This is a genomic window from Sphingomonas trueperi, from assembly GCF_040545965.1.
GTDB lineage: Bacteria > Pseudomonadota > Alphaproteobacteria > Sphingomonadales > Sphingomonadaceae > Sphingomonas > Sphingomonas trueperi_C.
This window is the reverse complement of sequence record NZ_JBEPMV010000010.1, coordinates 101828-117691: the sequence shown is the minus strand read 5'-3', so window position 1 is coordinate 117691 and position 15864 is coordinate 101828. Positions and strand designations below refer to the sequence as shown.

General features: G+C 67.7%; 13 protein-coding genes. 8 read left to right on the top strand and 5 right to left on the bottom strand.

Annotated features, from left to right (window positions below):
• Window positions 1–100: 100 nt before the first annotated feature.
• Window positions 101–1996, bottom strand: coding sequence for an NPCBM/NEW2 domain-containing protein (locus ABIC35_RS21195; protein ID WP_121080052.1), 1896 nt, complete (start codon window positions 1994–1996; stop codon window positions 101–103).
• Between the two features lie 114 nt (window positions 1997–2110).
• On the opposite strand from ABIC35_RS21195, the gene ABIC35_RS21190 reads away from it, so the two are divergent.
• On the top strand, window positions 2111–3637 hold the full coding sequence (locus ABIC35_RS21190; protein ID WP_121080050.1) for a tryptophan halogenase family protein: 1527 nt from the start codon (window positions 2111–2113) through the stop codon (window positions 3635–3637).
• Here the strand turns inward: ABIC35_RS21190 and ABIC35_RS21185 are convergent.
• Entirely contained in the window at window positions 3634–4998 is a 1365-nt protein-coding gene (locus tag ABIC35_RS21185) for a cation:proton antiporter (RefSeq protein ID WP_121080049.1), read from the bottom strand. The genes ABIC35_RS21190 and ABIC35_RS21185 overlap by 4 nt on opposite strands.
• A gap of 185 nt (window positions 4999–5183) precedes the next feature.
• Between ABIC35_RS21185 and ABIC35_RS21180 the strand changes: the two genes are divergently transcribed.
• The 3 genes from ABIC35_RS21180 to ABIC35_RS21170 are packed head-to-tail and all read left to right on the top strand — an operon-like array spanning window position 5184 to window position 6192.
• Window positions 5184–5402: a type II toxin-antitoxin system Phd/YefM family antitoxin gene (locus tag ABIC35_RS21180; protein WP_121080048.1), complete on the top strand. Its 219-nt coding sequence runs from the start codon at window positions 5184–5186 to the stop codon at window positions 5400–5402.
• Window positions 5403–5891 carry a PIN domain-containing protein gene (locus ABIC35_RS21175; RefSeq protein ID WP_121080047.1) on the top strand — a complete coding sequence of 163 codons (489 nt, stop codon included), beginning with the start codon at window positions 5403–5405 and terminating at the stop codon, window positions 5889–5891. It abuts the gene before it with no gap.
• Window positions 5892–5943: 52 nt separating this feature from the next.
• Window positions 5944–6192, top strand: coding sequence for a glutaredoxin domain-containing protein (locus ABIC35_RS21170; RefSeq protein WP_121080045.1), 249 nt, complete (start codon window positions 5944–5946; stop codon window positions 6190–6192).
• 7 nt (window positions 6193–6199) lie between these two features.
• On the opposite strand, the gene ABIC35_RS21165 is transcribed toward ABIC35_RS21170, so the two are convergent.
• Window positions 6200–6895 (bottom strand): alpha/beta fold hydrolase, encoded by a 696-nt coding sequence (locus tag ABIC35_RS21165; protein WP_121080043.1) that lies wholly within the window; start codon window positions 6893–6895, stop codon window positions 6200–6202.
• Here ABIC35_RS21165 and ABIC35_RS21160 point away from each other — a divergent pair.
• The 3 genes from ABIC35_RS21160 (at window position 6873) to ABIC35_RS21150 (ending at window position 9999) form a co-directional block, all read left to right on the top strand.
• A complete protein-coding gene (locus ABIC35_RS21160; protein WP_354278594.1) occupies window positions 6873–7367 on the top strand; it encodes a hypothetical protein in 495 nt (164 codons plus the stop codon). The genes ABIC35_RS21165 and ABIC35_RS21160 overlap by 23 nt on opposite strands.
• Before the next feature lie 197 nt (window positions 7368–7564).
• Window positions 7565–8878 carry an MFS transporter gene (locus ABIC35_RS21155; RefSeq protein WP_121080041.1) on the top strand — a complete coding sequence of 438 codons (1314 nt, stop codon included), beginning with the start codon at window positions 7565–7567 and terminating at the stop codon, window positions 8876–8878.
• A complete protein-coding gene (locus ABIC35_RS21150) occupies window positions 8875–9999 on the top strand; it encodes a glycoside hydrolase family 68 protein (protein WP_121080039.1) in 1125 nt (374 codons plus the stop codon). Before ABIC35_RS21155 ends, ABIC35_RS21150 begins: the two co-directional genes overlap by 4 nt.
• Here ABIC35_RS21150 and ABIC35_RS21145 read toward each other — a convergent pair.
• Window positions 9996–11021: a LacI family DNA-binding transcriptional regulator gene (locus ABIC35_RS21145; RefSeq protein WP_183049530.1), complete on the bottom strand. Its 1026-nt coding sequence runs from the start codon at window positions 11019–11021 to the stop codon at window positions 9996–9998. The genes ABIC35_RS21150 and ABIC35_RS21145 overlap by 4 nt on opposite strands.
• A gap of 154 nt (window positions 11022–11175) precedes the next feature.
• On the opposite strand from ABIC35_RS21145, the gene ABIC35_RS21140 reads away from it, so the two are divergent.
• Window positions 11176–13662, top strand: coding sequence for a TonB-dependent receptor domain-containing protein (locus ABIC35_RS21140; RefSeq protein ID WP_121080249.1), 2487 nt, complete (start codon window positions 11176–11178; stop codon window positions 13660–13662).
• A 45-nt stretch (window positions 13663–13707) separates the two neighbouring features.
• Here ABIC35_RS21140 and ABIC35_RS21135 read toward each other — a convergent pair whose 3' ends face one another.
• Window positions 13708–15777, bottom strand: coding sequence for a M13 family metallopeptidase (locus ABIC35_RS21135; protein ID WP_121080035.1), 2070 nt, complete (start codon window positions 15775–15777; stop codon window positions 13708–13710).
• Window positions 15778–15864 lie beyond the last annotated feature (87 nt).

The following is a 15864-nucleotide window of genomic DNA, read 5'->3' as shown; positions in this document are numbered from 1 at the left end:
ATCGGCGAACTGCTTGATCGCTTCCCGCCCTGCCAATGTGCCAACTTCTTCCAGGCCGCTGGATATCAACGGTCAATGTGAAATTGCTCTAGCGTTCCGATCAGTGCCGCAGAGCGGCATCGCCCCAGACGATCGGCAGTCGCTCGTTCACCGCGCCGGCAGAACGTGCCACCAGCTCGACCAGCTTCACGCCGGACACATCCGCCACGAGCGGCTTGGCGATGGCCCCCCGGCGCACGGGGGCGGAGGTGGCGAGGAGGCGGCGGTCGCCATAGATCTGGAAGGTGACGGCGTGCGCCGCATCGGTCGCTGAATCGTCGACGCCCACCGAGACGGTAAGCTGACGGTAGCCCGCATTGCGCACCTCCAGCCGCGAATTGGCGAGCACGCCAAGCCCGGCGGTGAAGTGCTTGCCCGCCACCGCGAGTTCGCGGCCATATGGGGTGGCATCCGCCTGCGCGCCGCCCCAGCCGGCATAGAGCGGCCGCTGCCCCGCGCCGCGCGTGCCGCTCCACGAGACGACCGCGCGGTGGATCATGGGATCGGCCATCGGCGCGGTGACGCCGTCCACCGCCGGGTTCACGCTGCCGGGCATTTCGGACAGGTACAGCCCGTCAGCGAGCAGCCGCGTACCCTTGGCACGGAACACCAAAGTCTCGTGCGGCGCGAGCTTGAACTTGGTTTCCTTGCTGAAGCTGGAGGTCTTGCCGGTCCAAAGATCGGTCAGCGCAACCGGCGCGTCGTCGCGCAGCTTGAGGTGCTGCGCGGTGAGGATCGCCTCCATCGGCGCGGCGGTTCGGTTGAACAGCGCGACGGCCTTGTCGCCACTGGCCAGCGTCTTGACGAGGATCTGGAAGTCGTCGCTGTCATAGGCGAGCACCGCCTGGTTGCCGGCGGGATCCTGGTCGATCGCGATCAGCGCCGCATTGCCGAAAATGTCCATCAGCGACTGCGGCGTGGTGCGCAGGTCGGCGCCGATCAGCAGCGGCGCGGAGACCATCGCCCACAGCGCGAAATGCGAGCGCGCCTCGAGGAGGTGATCCGCGTCGAACTCGCCTTTGCCGATGAACAGCATGTCGGGGTCGTTCCACGAGCCGGGATGGGCATAGAGCGGGCGTCGCGCGGCGGTGTCGAAATTGGTGAGCAGCCGGGTCCAGTGCGGGGTGATGTCGTCGCTGGTCCGCGAGATATTGCCGACGTCCTTGGCCCAGCTACGCACGTCCGCCGAGCCCCAGATGCACAGCGACAGCAGATAGTCCTGGTCCGGATCGGCGCGGACGAGTGCCGCCTTTACCCGCGCGAACATTGCTCGCACCGCCGAGATATTGGAGCGGTTGACGCTGTCGAGGTCGAGGATCGGCGCCAGCGCGCGGTAGCGGCCGGCTTGGACCAGCGGGCTGTCTTCGCCGTATGCGCGCAGGCCGCAGCCATCGATCTTGATGTAATCGAAGCCCCATTCGCCGAAATAGAGCGCGATGTCCTGGTCGATATGGCCGTAGAGCCCGACCTCGCGTTCGAGCACGCTGCCGCGCGGCAGGTTGGGCTCGTTGGGGCCATAGGCCTGGGCGCAGGTGTTGCGGCCGAGATCGGTATAGATGCCCGCCTTGAGGCCCATCGCGTGCAGCCGATCGGTGAACGGCTTGAACGAGGTCGCGCCGTCGGCGGTGCGGGCGGAGGGGAACTTGTCCGCGCGGACCAGCATCCGGCCGTCGACGCGGCGATGGTCCCACCAGCCCTCGTCGAGGTTGACGTAGCGATAGCCCTTGGCGGCGAGCCCGGTGTTGACGATCTTCTGTGCCGAGGCGAGCACCTTTTCCTCGTCGACATCGGTGGCGAAGGCGTTCCAGCTGTTCCAGCCCATCGGCGGCGTCTGGGCGCGGCCATCGGTGTTGGCCGACCAGCGGCCGGTGGGGGCGAGCGGATCGCGCGGGGCGGCCTGGACGCTCGCCGATGCCAGCAGCAGCGCCGAAATGCCCGCCAAGGTCTTGATCGCCATCCCACTCTCCCCTCGTTTATTTGTCCGACTAACCGGAGCGTCGTGCGCGAGGCAAATGCTTTCGGCGGGTCTACGACCATTGCCCGCACCGTCGCCGCGCCGTAGCTAGGGGGCATGAACCCGATGCGGCGGATCCTGATCCTGGGCGGCGGCACTGCGGGCTGGCTCACCAGCGCCTATCTAGCCCGCTATCTCGACATTGCCCATCAACAGCGGTTCGCAATCACGCTGCTGGAATCGCCGGCGCTGGGGATCGTCGGCGTGGGGGAGGGGGGCTTCCCGACGATCCGCGAGACGCTGCAGTTCCTCGGCATCGACGAACGCAGCTTCGTCCGGCGGGCGAGCGCCACCTTCAAGCAGGGCATCCGCTTCGACGACTGGCTATATGCGCCCCGGTCTGACGGCACGCGGCACCGCTTCCTCCATCCGTTCGAGGCGCCGTTCCATACCGAAGGCGCAGGGCTGGTGCCATACTGGCTGCTCCAGCCGGAAGCGAAACGTGCGCCCTTCGCCGAGGCGATGACGATCCAGAACCGCGTCGCTGCGCAGGGCAGGGCGCCCAAGCGCGCCGAAGAGGCCGGGTTCGGCGGGCCGCTTACCTATGCCTATCATTTCGATGCGGTGCGCCTCGCGCAACTGCTCCGCGACCGGGCGATCGAACTGGGGGTGACGCATCTGGAGGGCGAGGTCTTCTCCGCACATACCGATGCCGAAGGCGCGATCGACCGGATCGAGACGCGCGAGCATGGCAGCCTCACCGCCGATCTCTATATCGACTGCTCGGGCTTCGAGGCGGCGCTGATCGGCAAGGCGTTGCGCACGCCCTTCACCTCGGTGCGCCACCAGCTGTTCACCGACCGCGCACTCGCTTGCAAGTTGCCCTATGCCGACCCCGAGGCGCCGATCGCGACCACCACCGTGGCCGCAGCGCATGAAGGCGGCTGGACCTGGGACATCGGGCTCCAGCATGCGCGCGGCTTGGGCTGTGTCTATTCCTCAGCGCATCTGAGTGATGAGCGCGCGGCAGAGATCCTCGACAAGCATCTTGCCGGGGCGCTACACGAGGCCCGCTTGATCCGGTTCGAGCCTGGTTACCGCCGCACGCCCTGGGTGAAGAACTGCGTCGCAGTGGGGCTATCGGGCGGCTTCCTCGAGCCGCTCGAGGCGACCGGCGTGGTGCTGATCGAAGCCGCCGCGGCGATGATCGCCGAGCTGTTCCCGCATGCCGGTCCCGTCGATGCACCCGCCGCGCGGTTCAACGCGCTGATGACCGCGCGCTACGAGCGGATCGTGGATTTCCTCAAGCTCCATTACTGCCTCAGCCGCCGCGAGGAGCCCTTCTGGCGCGACAATCGCGATCCCGCCTCGATCCCGGAGACGCTGCAGGCGCTGCTCGCGCAGTGGCGCCACCGGCCACCGAGCCGCTTCGACTTCCTGCTCGACGTCGAGAGCTTCGCCTTCTTCAACTATCAGTACATCCTCTACGGGATGGACTTCCGCACCGACCTGTCCGGCGCGCGCGAGGGCTTCCCCCATGCCGAAGCCGCCGCGCGCCATTTCGCCCGCATCCGCGGCTTCGGCGAACAGGCGGTGGCGGACCTGCCCGCGCATCGCGAGCTGATCCGCCAACTGGCCGGCTAGACCGTCGCCAGCTGGCCGTCGATCGCGTCCAGCTCGCCGCTGGCGCGCGCCTTGCGGCCATAGACTGCCTCGAACAGCGGGGTGGCCATCACCGTGGTGACGATCGCCATCAGCACCAGCATGGAGAAGAGCGTCGGGCCGATGATGCCCTTCTGCAGGCCGATGTTGATGATGATCAGCTCCATAAGTCCACGCGAGTTCATCAGCGCGCCGATGCCGAGCGCGGTGCGGTTGTCCTCGCCGGCGACGCGCGCCGCCGCCCAGCAGGCGCCGAACTTGGCGAGCACCGACACCGCCAGGATGCCCAATGCGACCAGCAGCAGCGGGGGCGAATTGACCATGTCCATCCGGGTGTTGAGCCCCGAATAGGTGAAGAACATCGGCAGCAGCAGCACCACGGCGAGCGGCTCGACCTTGCGCTTGAGCTCCGTCACGAACAGGCCGCGGGGCATGGATACGCCCATCAGGAAGCCGCCGAAGATCGCGTGGATGCCGATCGCATCCATAAAGAAGGCGGACAGGCAGAACAGCATCATCGTGACCGCGAGGACCGCGCTGCTCATCTCGCCGCGCGCCTCGACGATGCGCCCGAGCGGCGCCAGCAGCCGCCGACCGAAGACCAGCATGAAGCCCGCATAGAGCACCGCCCCCCCGATCGCGAGCACCGCCACGCCGGGGCCCGCGCCGAAGGTCGCCAGGACCAGAGCCAGCACGCACCAGGAGGCGGCGTCGTCGAACGCGCCGGCGGTGAGCGAAAGCGTGCCGAGCGCCGAATCGGCCAGGCCCCGCTCGTTGATGATCCGCGCGAGCATCGGGAAGGCGGTCAGCGCGATGCAGGCGCCCATGAACAATGTCGCATTGGCCTGGCTGATGCCGGCGGTGAACAGCCCCGGCACGGTGAGCAGATAGGGCGTGATCAGTGCCGCGAGCAGGAAGGGCGCGGCGATCCCGGCGGCGGAGACGCCCGCCGCGCTCTTGGCCTTGGACTGGAAATGGTCGAGCCGCAGCGTCAGCCCGACCATGAACATGTAGAGCCCGACTCCGAGCTGCGCGCCGGCATAGAGGACATTGCGCGTCTCCTTCGGGAAGATCGCCAGCTGCAGATCGGGGAAAAACAGGCCGAGCAGAGAGGGGCCCAGCACCACGCCCGCGATCATCTCGCCGACCACCTGGGGCTGCTTCAGGAACTTCTGCCCTGCCCAGCCGACCACGCGGCAGGCGAGCAGGATGATCGCGAGCTGCAGGAAGAAATGGATGCTGAAGTCGCCGGGCGCATAGGTCTTGGCGGCGTGCACCGCCGGGCCGTGCGGATTGAGGACGTCGGTCAGCGCATGCCAGGCGCCGGTCAGCAGCTCGTTCATCTGGATCCCCTCGTGCGCCCGACATCTCCCGCGTCGGCGCGAAGCTCTAGGAAGCTTGCGCAGCGCGTTCGGGCAAGGGCGGATCGACGCGGCAACGCACTTTTCCCTGCTGCCGGGCCGGAGTGTTGCAGGAGCTCCACAAGGTAGGTACGTACCTACGCCAAGGACATGCCTTGAGGCGCAGGATGAAGGTGATCACCAGCCGCGAATTCAACCAGGATGTCAGCGCGGCAAAGCGATTCGCCCGCACCGAACCTGTGTTCATCACCGATCGCGGCAAGCCCACCCATGTGCTGATGAGCATCGCCAGCTTCCGCGCGTTCACCGGCGAGCGCGAGAGCATTGTCGATGCGTTGGCGGCGGCCGAGTCCTTCGAGATCGACACCCAGTCCGGACGCTGGTGAATGTACCTGCTCGACACTGCGGTGCTGCTCGACCTGCGCAAGGCGCGCGCCGGCAGCGCCGACCCGCGGCTGACCGCCTGGGCGGGCGGGGTGCCGCGCGAGCAGCTGTTCGTCTCTGCACTGACGTTGGCGGAGATCGAGGCCCAGGCAGCAAAGGCGCCCCGCGGCGAGGGGGCGGGCGCGCTCCGGCGCTGGATCGACGACCAGCTGGTGCCCGCGTTCGGCGCGCATCTCTTGCCGGTCGACACCGCCGTGGCGCGGCGGCGGGGCCAGGTGGCGCTGGCGAGCGACCGCCACGCATTGGTCGCCGCCACCGCGCTCGAACATGCGCTGACGCTGGTCACCTATGACGCCGCCGCCTATCGCGGCGTGCGGCTCAAGCTGTTCGACCCACGCCGCTACGATCCGGACGAAGCGGTGGACGACTGGCGCGCTGCGGCCGCGCGCAGCGGCCCGGTCTGGTTCCGCAATCTCTTCCTGCGCAGCTGACGCGCTGCAACCCGCGCGGCCCCCAAGCATTTGTCTGCCAAGGAGAAACGCCATGGCTGACGACAAGCACGCGACCCTCTACCGCATGGTCCTGCCCGATCATGTCTGCCCGTTCGGCGTCCGCGCCCGCGAACTGCTGCTCGAGCGCGGCTATGAGATCGACGACCGGGTGCTGCGCACGCGCGACGAGGTCGAGGCGGTGAAGGACGAGTTCGGCGTCGCCACCACCCCGGTGATCTTCCTCGGCGAGGAGCGGTTCGACGGGGCCGACGCGCTCGCACACGCGCTGGCCCGTCGCTGACCGCGTCTCAGGCCACCGACGCCGCGGCTTCGAGGATGACCTTCGCCACGGCCTCGGGCTGCGAGAGCAGCGAGAGATGCCCGGCGGCGAGTTCCGTCGTCGTCGCTTTCATTCGCGCGGCGAATTCGCGCTCCAGATCGACGCTCACCACCCGGTCCTCGGTCGAGACGATGTACCAGCTCGGCACCTTTTCCCAGGCGGCCTGGCCGATCACGTCGCCGAAGGTGCTGGCGGGCAGCGGCGGCTGGAGCACGGCGAGCACCCGCGCCTCGGCCTCGGGCAGGTCGTTGGCGACGTCCTCCACCCAGCCTTCGGCGCTGAGCGTGAGGTTGCCTTTGCCGTCGTCATGGATTTTGCCGAGCGCGGGCGGGTTCGGATATTTGCCGACCAGCGGGCCCAGCGCCTCGCCGGCTGCAGGGGCGAAGGCGGCGACATAGACCAGCGCCTTCACCTTGGGGTCGTTGCCCGCCTCGGTGATCACCGCGCCGCCCCAGCTATGGCCGACCAGCACCACCGGCCCGTCGAACGCGTCGAGCGCCTGGCGGGTCGCGGCGACGTCGCCGGCGAGCGACTGGGTGGGGTTCTGCACCGCGACCACCTTGTGGCCCGCCTCGAGCAGGATCGGGATCACGCGCTGCCAGCTCGATCCGTCGGCCCAGGCGCCATGGACGAGCAGGATCGTGGGCGAAGAAGTGGTCGTCATGCGGAAAGCCTCCATGCAGGATGTTGTTGCATGGCCTAAGTCACGGGAGGCGCGGCGGATTGTCGTATTCGCCGGTTTCTTGGCGGTTCTGCCCACCCACTCGACTCGTCGCGTTCGCGTTACCCTCTCGGAACAAAGCGCCGCGTCGTTGATTTCCGCTGCCAACGATTTTCGACTGTACCAACGTAAAAGGGTAATGATGATGAAGAAGATCCTCGTGCTCGGCGCCGCTGCCGGCCTGATCGCGCTCTCGGCGTGCAACAACACCCCGCGGGAGCAGGCAGCCGACAACATCGAAGCGAACGCCGAAGCGCGCGCCGACAACATCGAGGCAGTGGCCAGCAACGCCACCACCGATGCGGCGCAGGACAATCTGCAGAACCAGGCCGATGCCGTGCGCGCCGAGGGCGACGCCAAGGCCAAGGACATGCGAACCCACGACGCAGACACCAACCTGCACAACGGGATGTAATTCCGGAAGCTTTCCGGTCCGGGTTCCCGCCGTTCCCACGCAGGCGGCGGGCCCTAGCGAAGGGCGCTCGCAATCGCGGGCGCCCTTTTGTGTTTGCGCCTTTTAGCTCCGCTTCGATTGCAATCGATTGTTGCTCCTCGTCATGAATCCTTCCATAAAGGAAGGATAGAACAGACGGGCCCGGGGAGGGGGCGACGATGAACCCTGCAAGCGCGAAGCCGCGCCTGTCGCTGTGGCGCATCCTGGAGATGAACCTGGGCTTCCTGGGCCTGCAGTTCAGTTTCGGGCTGCAGCAGGGCAACATGGCGCCGATCTATTCCTATCTCGGCGCCTCCGAAGCTTCGCTCCCCCTGCTCCAGCTTGCCGGGCCGATGACCGGACTGCTCGTCCAGCCGCTGATCGGCGCGATGAGCGATCGTACCGACAGCCGCTGGGGGCGCCGCACGCCCTATTTCCTCGCCGGCGCGGTGCTGTGCTCGGCGGGGCTGTTCTGGATGCCGCTGAGCAGTTCGATCGTGATGGCGGTGTCGCTGCTCTGGCTGCTCGATGCCGGCAATAACATCACGATGGAGCCCTATCGCGCCTATGTGTCCGATCGGCTGGACCCCAGCCAGCACGGCCTCGGCTTCCTCACCCAGAGCGCGTTTACCGGGCTGGCGCAGATGCTTGCCTTCCTTACGCCGTCGCTGCTCGTCTGGGCGGGGATGAGCCAGGACTGGGTCGACGCGCACCACATTCCTTATACCGCACGGGTGGCGTTCATGGTCGGCGCGGTGCTGGCGCTGGGCACGATCCTCTGGTCCGTGCTGCGCGTCCCCGAGCTGCCGCTCACCCCGCCCGAGCGTGCGCATATCGCGGCCCAGCCTAAGTCGCTGGGCGCCACGCTCGCCGAGATCGGCGGGGCAATCCGCGACATGCCGCTGGCGATGCGCAAGCTCGCGCTGATGAGCCTGTTCCAATGGTATGCGATGATGGCGTACTGGACCTATGTCATCCTCACCGTCGCGCGCTCGGTCTATGGCACGGCGGATTCGACCGCGCCGGGCTTCCGCGCCGCGGTGCTGACCAATGGCGAGATCGCCGCCTTCTACAACGCCGTCGCCTTTGTCGCCGCCTTCGCGATGGTGCCGATCGCGCGGCGGATCGGCGCGGCACGGCTCCATGCCGCCTGCCTGGTCTGCGCCGGGATCGGCATGCTGTGGCTGCCGCAGGTGCAGGACAAGGCGCTGCTGTTCGTCCCCGCGATCGGGCTGGGCCTCGGCTGGGCGAGCATGATGGGCAATCCCTACGTGATCCTCGCCGGATCGATCCCGCCCGAGCGGACCGGGGTCTATATGGGCATTTTCAACATGATGATCGTCATTCCGATGCTGTTGTTCTCGGTTACCCTGCCGTTCCTCTACGGGCCGCTGCTTCACGGCGACGCGCGCAACGTGCTGCGCCTGTGCGGGGTGCTGCTGTTCTGCGCCGCGCTTGCCGTGTGGACCGTGCGCGAGCGGAAGGCAGCATGAGCGCGACCGCGGAATGGACGCGCGCGGCGGTCGCCGGGATCGCCGTGCAGACCGGCGCGGTGCTGCCGCTGCTCACGCCGGGCGGGGAGTCGCCGGCGCCGGGCATGGACCTGTGGGACATGTGGCCGATCGCCGATGCCGCGGGTCGCACGGTGCTGCGCGGCGGGCGGAGCTGGTGGTTCTTCCTCGCAGCGCCCCGGCTCGACGATCCCGAGGGCCGGCACGACATCGCCCGCATCCGACTGACCAGCCATGGCGAGGATGGCTGGCGCGACCATGGCGATGCCTTCCCGGACGGCTTCACGCCGGGCTCGCGCGAATGGTCCGGCTCGGCGGTGCTGGAGCCGGACGGCGTCACGCTCTCGCACTATTTCACCGCCGCCGGGCGCCGCGGCGAAGCGACGACGTATGAGCAGCGCTTGTTCGTCAGCCAGGGCCGGTTCGTGCTCGACGGCGAGAGCCCGCGGCTCGACGATTGGACGGCGCCGCAGGAGATCGTCGCGGCCGATGGCGCTCTGTATACTGTCGCGAACGAGATGGTCGCACCCGCGCACGGGATCCAGGGCTTTCGCGATCCCGGTTATTTCCGCGACCCCGCCGATGGCGCCGAGTATGTGCTGTTCACCGCCAACGCCGCGTGGAGCGACGCCCAGGCCAACGGCGTGATCGGTGTCGCGCGCCGCGACGGCGAGGGCTGGCGTCTCCACGCGCCTCTGCTCTCGGCAATCGAGGTCAACAGCGAGCTCGAGCGGCCGCACATCGTCGTCCGCGACGGGCTTTATTATCTGTTCTGGAGCACCCAAGCACGCCGCTTCGCCGACGGCATCGTCGCGCCGACGGGCCTGTACGCCATGGTGGCCGAGGCGATGGCGGGCCCTTGGCGCCCGGTCAACGGCACCTGCCTGGTCGCCGGCAATCCGACCGAGGCGCCGACCCAGGCCTATTGCTGGTGGGTGACGGGGGAGGGCGAGGTGCTGAGCTTCATCGACTATCCGGGCGTCGGCCCCGAAGATGCGGCGCTGCTCGCCGATCCCGCCCAGCGCCGCCGCATCTTCGGCGGCGTGGCGGCACCGTTCTTCCGTCTCGCCTTTGCCGGCGACCGGGTGACGATCGCCGCTTAAGCGGAGTCCCGCACCACCAGTTCGGGCGCCATTACCAGCGAGGGCGCATCCTGCCCGGCGATCCGCGCGAACAGCCGCTCGACCATCGCGCGGGCGCCTCTCGCGATGTCCTGCCGCACCGTGGTGAGGCGCGGCACGGTTTGCAGGCCGAGCGGCAGGTCGTCATAGCCGATCACCGGCACGTCGCTCGGCACCGCCATGCCCTGGTCGGCGAGCACGCGCAGCGTCGTCATCGCGATCATGTCCGATCCGGCGGCGATGCCGTCGATCCGGTCGAGATGGCGGGTGAGGTGCGCGGCAATCTCGCGCTCCATCATCTCGGAGGCGAGGTGCGTGTCGAGCTGGAGCGGCGCGGGCAGCCCGGCCGCCGCCGCCGCGGCGCACACGCCCTCGAAGCGTGCGCGGATCTCGGGTGCGCGGAGTTCGCCGAGAAACGCGATCCGCCGCACGCCGCGGGCGATCAGATGCTCGGCGGCGATCCGCCCACCCGCGACATTCTCGGTGCCGACCGCGCAATGCACCTGCCCGGGCAGGCTGCTGCCCCAGGCGACCAGCGGGCGATAGCGCGCCGCGACGCGCTCGATCGCCGCCATCTGGTCCGACTGACCGATCAGCAGCACGCCGTCGAGCATGCCCGAATCGACGATCCGCTCCAGCCAGTCCGCGGCATCCGGGATCACGCGCGAGAGCATCACGTCATAGCCATTCTCGGTCAGCGCGTCGGCGAGGTGGCCGAGAATGGTCATGAAGAACGGGTCGGAAAGGTGCTGGCGGCGTTCATGGCCCAGCGGCACGACGACGCCGATCACGCCGGTCTTCTGTGTGCGCAGCCGCCGCGCCATCTGATTCACCCGGAAGTCGTGCGCCGCGGCCAGCGCCTGGATGCGCTCGCGCGTTTCGGCATTGACCAGGCTGCTGCCCGCCAGCGCGCGCGAGACGGTACCGGTCGAAACCCCGGCGAGGCGCGCAATGTCGGCCAGCGTGCGGGCCGGCCGATGGGAAGGCGGTGCGTCTTGGCTCACACCACAAGGTGTGACCGGATTGGCGGAAAACCGCAAGATCGCGCCGCTCCGGACAAATGCGGGGCTTGTTGCAATCGATTGCAATAGGAGATATACGGATTTGTGAAGGGCTCCCAACAAGGAGGGCCCCGATCAGGGAGAGAGGCTCATGGCCATGTCTGTGCGCGCGAACCACCTTCGCCGGCTGCTGCTGATCGGCAGCATCTTGGCGATCCCCAGCGTCCCCGCCTTCGCGCAGGACGCGACCCCGCCGCAGGAAGCGGAAGCATCCAACTATACTGAAATCGTCGTGACCGCCGTGGCGCGCGGGCGGGACCGGCTCGATACCGCGATCTCGACCAGCTCGCTCAAGGCCGACGACATCCAGAAGGCGGCGCCGCGATCGGTGGCGGAGATCTTCCGCAGCCTGCCGGGCATCCGCTCGGAAAGCTCGGGCGGCGAAGGCAATGCCAACATCTCGATCCGCGGCCTGCCGATCGCCTCGGGCGGCGCCAAGTTCCTGCAGCTGCAGGAAGACGGGCTGCCGGTGCTCGAATTCGGCGACATCACCTTCGGCAATGCCGACATCTTCCTGCGCGCCGACCTCAACCTGGCGCAGGTGGAGTCGATCCGCGGCGGCTCGGCCTCGACCTTCGCGTCGAACTCTCCCGGCGGCGTGATCAACATGATTTCGAAGACCGGCGACACGGAAGGCGGTGCGGTGCAGGCGAGCACCGGGCTCGACTATAAGGACTATCGCCTCGACTTCGATTACGGCGCGAAGCTGAGCGATTCCTTACGCTTCCACATGGGCGGCTTCTACCGCCAAGGCACCGGTCCCCGCCGCATCGGCTATGACGGCAACAAGGGCGGCCAGTTCAAGTTCAACGTCACCAAGGGATTCACCGGCGGCCATATCCGCCTGTACGGCAAGTTCCTCGACGATCGCGCTGTCGGCTATCTGCCGATGCCGGTGCGGGTGACCGGCACCAACGCCAACCCGACCTATCAGGACCTGCCCAATTTCCGCTCCAACCGCGACCAGCTGCTGACGCCCAACTTCACCCGCAACGTGACGCTGGACGGCAACAACAATCTGGTGACCGACGATATGCGCGACGGCCAGCACCCGCTGGTCAAGTCGATCGGCTTCGAGGCGGAGACGACGCTTTCCGGCTGGGTGGTCACCGATCGCTTCCGCTACTCGGACATCTCTGGCCGCTTCATCGCCAACTTCCCGGCCAATGTGGACTCGGCCAGCGCGATCGCGACGTCGATGGGCGGTGCAGGGGCGACGCTCGCTTATGCCAGCGGTCCGAACGCGGGCAAGGCGATCCCCAACCTGGCCGGGCTTAACGGCAACGGGCTGCTCGCGCAGATTGTGGTGTTCGACACCAAGCTGAACAGCCTCGACAACATCACCAACGACCTGCGCGCAAGTAGGGCGTTCGATGTCGGCACCGGCAAGCTCACGGCGACGGCGGGCTTCTACAAGTCGCGCCAGACGATCGACACCGACTGGCTGTGGACCTCGATTCTCACCGACGTGCGCGGCGGTGGCGATGCGGCGCTGGTCAATGTCACCCGGGCGAACGGGACGGCCGTCACCCAGGACGGCTTCTACGGCTATAGCGCCGCCTATTTCGGCGGGTGCTGCCGGCGCAGCTACAATGTCGATTACAACGTCAACGCGCCCTTCGCTTCGCTCAACTATCAGGTCGGCAAGGTGTCGATCGGCGGCAGCGTGCGCTTTGATTTCGGCGACGCGAGCGGCTCGATCGCCGGTGCCGATCTCGGGGGCGGCCGGGTGGGCACGACGAGCCGCGACATCAACGGCGACGGCGTGATCTCTGACGCGGAAACCCGCGTCGCGGTGATCCCGCTGACCAGCCCCGCGCCGGTCAACTACAGCTATCGCTACTGGAGCTACTCGGCGGGCATCAACTATCGCTTCGTCGATTATATGTCGGTCTTCGCGCGCTACAGCCGCGGCGGCCGCGCCAATGCCGATCGCCTGCTGTTCGGGCCGGCGGTCAGCACCACCGACGGCCATCTGGTGAGTTCGGCAGCGGCGGTGGACTTCGTCAACCAGGCGGAGCTCGGCGTGAAATATCGCGAAGGCCCGCTGACGCTCAACCTCACCGGTTTCTGGGCGCGTACCGAGGAGCAGAATTACGAAGCGACGCGGCAGGTGTTCATCGATCGCACCTACCGCGCCTATGGCCTGGAGTTCGACGGCGCGGTGCGCGAGGGCCCGTTCAGCCTGACCGCGGGCGCCACCTGGACGCACTCCCGGATCGTCGCCGATGCGCTCAACCCGGCCTCGGTCGGCAACACGCCGCGGCGCCAGGCGAGCCTGATCTTCCAGGCGACGCCGCAGGTGGAGATCGGCCGTGCCTCGATTGGTGCCAATGTGATCGGCACGACGAGCAGCTATGCGCAGGACAACAACCAGCTCAAGCTGCCGGGCTATACGCAGGTCAACGCCTTCGCCCAGTTCCGGCCGATCCCGAAGCTGCTGGTTTCGCTGAACGCTAACAACCTGTTCAACGTCCGCGGCTTCACCGAGGCGGAGGAAGGCGCCATCCCGGCCAATGGCATCGTCCGGGCCCGGTCGATCAACGGCCGCACGATCAGCACCTCGGTGCGGATCGACTTCTGACCGACGCGATCGGGGCCGGAGGGTTACGCCTCCGGCCCCTGTTGCTCACCAGATCCGCACGCGGTCCGCGGGCGCGACATATTGCTTCTGGCTGGGATCGATGTTCCACGCCGCATACCAGGCATCGACGTTGCGCAGCGGGTTCACCGCGCGGATCTGCCCCGGCGAGTGGGGATCGCTAACCAGCTGCTGGCGCAGCGCCTCGTTGCGGAACAGCGTGCGCCACACCTGACCCCAGCCGAGGAAGAAGCGCTGGTCGCCGGTGAAGCCATCGAGCACCGGCGCCGGCTTGCCGCCGAGCGAGGCGTGATAGGCGTCGAGCGCGATCATCACCCCGCCCAGATCGCCGATATTCTCGCCCATCGACGCACGACCGTTGATGTGGAGCCCGGGCAGCCCCTCAAAGCTATAGGCCTCATACTGTGCGCCGAGCCGCACCGCCTGCGCCTCGAACTTGGTCGCGTCCTCGGCGGTCCACCAGTCGCGCAGCACGCCGTTGCCGTCCGACTTGCGGCCCTGGTCGTCGAAGCCGTGGCTGATCTCGTGCCCGATCACCCCGCCGATCCCGCCATAGTTGACCGCGTCGTCGGCCTTGGGATCGAAGAAGGGCGGCTGCAGGATCGCCGCCGGGAACACGATCTCGTTCTTGACCGAGTTGTAATAGGCGTTGACCGTTTGCGGCGTCATGCCCCACTCGGCCTTGTCGACCGGCCCGCCCAGCCGGTTGCGGCGATAATCCCATTCGAACTTGCCGGCGCGCTCGGCATTGCCGACCAGGTCGCCGGGGCGGACCTCCAGCGCGCTATAGTCGCGCCACTTGCTCGGATAGCCGACCTTGACGGTGAAGCCTTGGAGCTTGGCGAGCGCCTGCTCCTTGGTCGCGGGGCTCATCCAAGCGAGGTTCTTGATGCGGCCGGCGAGCGCCACGCGCAAATTGCCGACCAGCACGTCCATCTTCGCCTTGCTCTCGGGCGGGAAGTAGAGCGCGACATAATCGCGGCCGACGCCTTCGCCGATCGCGCGCTCGGTAAACGAAACCGCGCGCTTCCAGCGTTCGCGCTCCTTGGGCTGGCCGTTGAGGAAGCGCGAGCGGAAGTCGAACTGCGCATCGGAGAAGCGCTTCGAGAGCAGCGGCGAAATGTCATCGGCGATGCGGAAGGCCTGCCAGGCCTTGAGCGTCTCCAGATCGGTATCCGCAAAGACCTGGGCGATCTTCGGCACCGCGCTGTTCTGCGCGACGATCACCCGGCTCGCCTTGGAGAGGCCGGCGGCCTGCCAGAACGGATCCCAGGCGAAGCCCGGCGCCTGCGCCTTGAGCTCGGCGACGGTGACGGGGTTGTAGGTCTTGTCGCGGTCGCGGCTCTGCGCGCGGGTCCAGTGCGCCTCGGCGATACGGGTCTCCATCGCGACGACCTTGTCGGCGGCGGCCGCCGCGTCGGGCCAGCCCGCCATGCCGAGCAGCTGCGCGACATATTGGCGGTAGCGCGCGACTTGCGGTGCGAACTTGGGATCGAGATAAAGGTCGCGGTCGCCCAGGCCCAGGCCGCCCTGGCGCAGGTACAGCGCATAGACATCGGGCTGCTTGGCATCGTCGCTCACCCCGACGCCGAAGAAGCTGGCGCCGAACCCGCCCATCGACGCGCCCATCTGCGCGGCGAGCGCCGCCTTGGTCGTCGCCGCCTTGACCGGGGCGAGGCGCTGGGTGAGCGGCTGGGCATCGAGCTTCTCGATCGCCGCTTCGTCCATATAGCCGCGATACAGCGTCGCGGCCTTGCGACGATCGGGGTTGGCGGTGTCGGTGGGGCTATAGCCTTCTATCAGGCCGCGCAGCCGCATCTCGGAAAGGTCGCGCAGCACGATGAAGGCGCCGAAGGAGGAGCGATCGTCGGGGATCTTGGTGCGATCGGTCCAGGCGCCGTTGACGAAGCGGTACCAGTCGTCGCCCGGCTTCACGCTGCGATCCATGCCCGAAAGGTCGAAGCCCCAGCTGCCATAGCGGGTCGCCTCGGCGCTCGGCGCAGCGGGAGCGGTCTGTTGCGGCTTCCGGCTGAGGGCGGGGGCGGCGAGCGCCGCGATCGACAGGGTAGAGGCCAGGAGGACGTGCTTCAGCGCCAAGGAAAGTCTCCAAATCAGTCGGTTACCCGACAATCAAGCCTAGTCTACACAGTGGCGGGCGGCTGGCAATCCGTCGCGGAAAATTGG

What these genes read in the sequence shown, in the direction of transcription:
- ABIC35_RS21190 (WP_121080050.1), top strand. Translation starts at nt 2,111, where the DNA reads ATGAACCCGATGCGGCGGATCCTGATCCTGGGCGGCGGCACTGCGGGC.
- ABIC35_RS21195 (WP_121080052.1), bottom strand. Translation starts at nt 1,996, where the DNA reads ATGGCGATCAAGACCTTGGCGGGCATTTCGGCGCTGCTGCTGGCATCG.
- ABIC35_RS21175 (WP_121080047.1), top strand. Translation starts at nt 5,403, where the DNA reads ATGTACCTGCTCGACACTGCGGTGCTGCTCGACCTGCGCAAGGCGCGC.
- ABIC35_RS21165 (WP_121080043.1), bottom strand. Translation starts at nt 6,895, where the DNA reads ATGACGACCACTTCTTCGCCCACGATCCTGCTCGTCCATGGCGCCTGG.
- ABIC35_RS21185 (WP_121080049.1), bottom strand. Translation starts at nt 4,998, where the DNA reads ATGAACGAGCTGCTGACCGGCGCCTGGCATGCGCTGACCGACGTCCTC.
- ABIC35_RS21150 (WP_121080039.1), top strand. Translation starts at nt 8,875, where the DNA reads ATGAGCGCGACCGCGGAATGGACGCGCGCGGCGGTCGCCGGGATCGCC.
- ABIC35_RS21170 (WP_121080045.1), top strand. Translation starts at nt 5,944, where the DNA reads ATGGCTGACGACAAGCACGCGACCCTCTACCGCATGGTCCTGCCCGAT.
- ABIC35_RS21140 (WP_121080249.1), top strand. Translation starts at nt 11,176, where the DNA reads ATGTCTGTGCGCGCGAACCACCTTCGCCGGCTGCTGCTGATCGGCAGC.
- ABIC35_RS21180 (WP_121080048.1), top strand. Translation starts at nt 5,184, where the DNA reads ATGAAGGTGATCACCAGCCGCGAATTCAACCAGGATGTCAGCGCGGCA.
- ABIC35_RS21155 (WP_121080041.1), top strand. Translation starts at nt 7,565, where the DNA reads ATGAACCCTGCAAGCGCGAAGCCGCGCCTGTCGCTGTGGCGCATCCTG.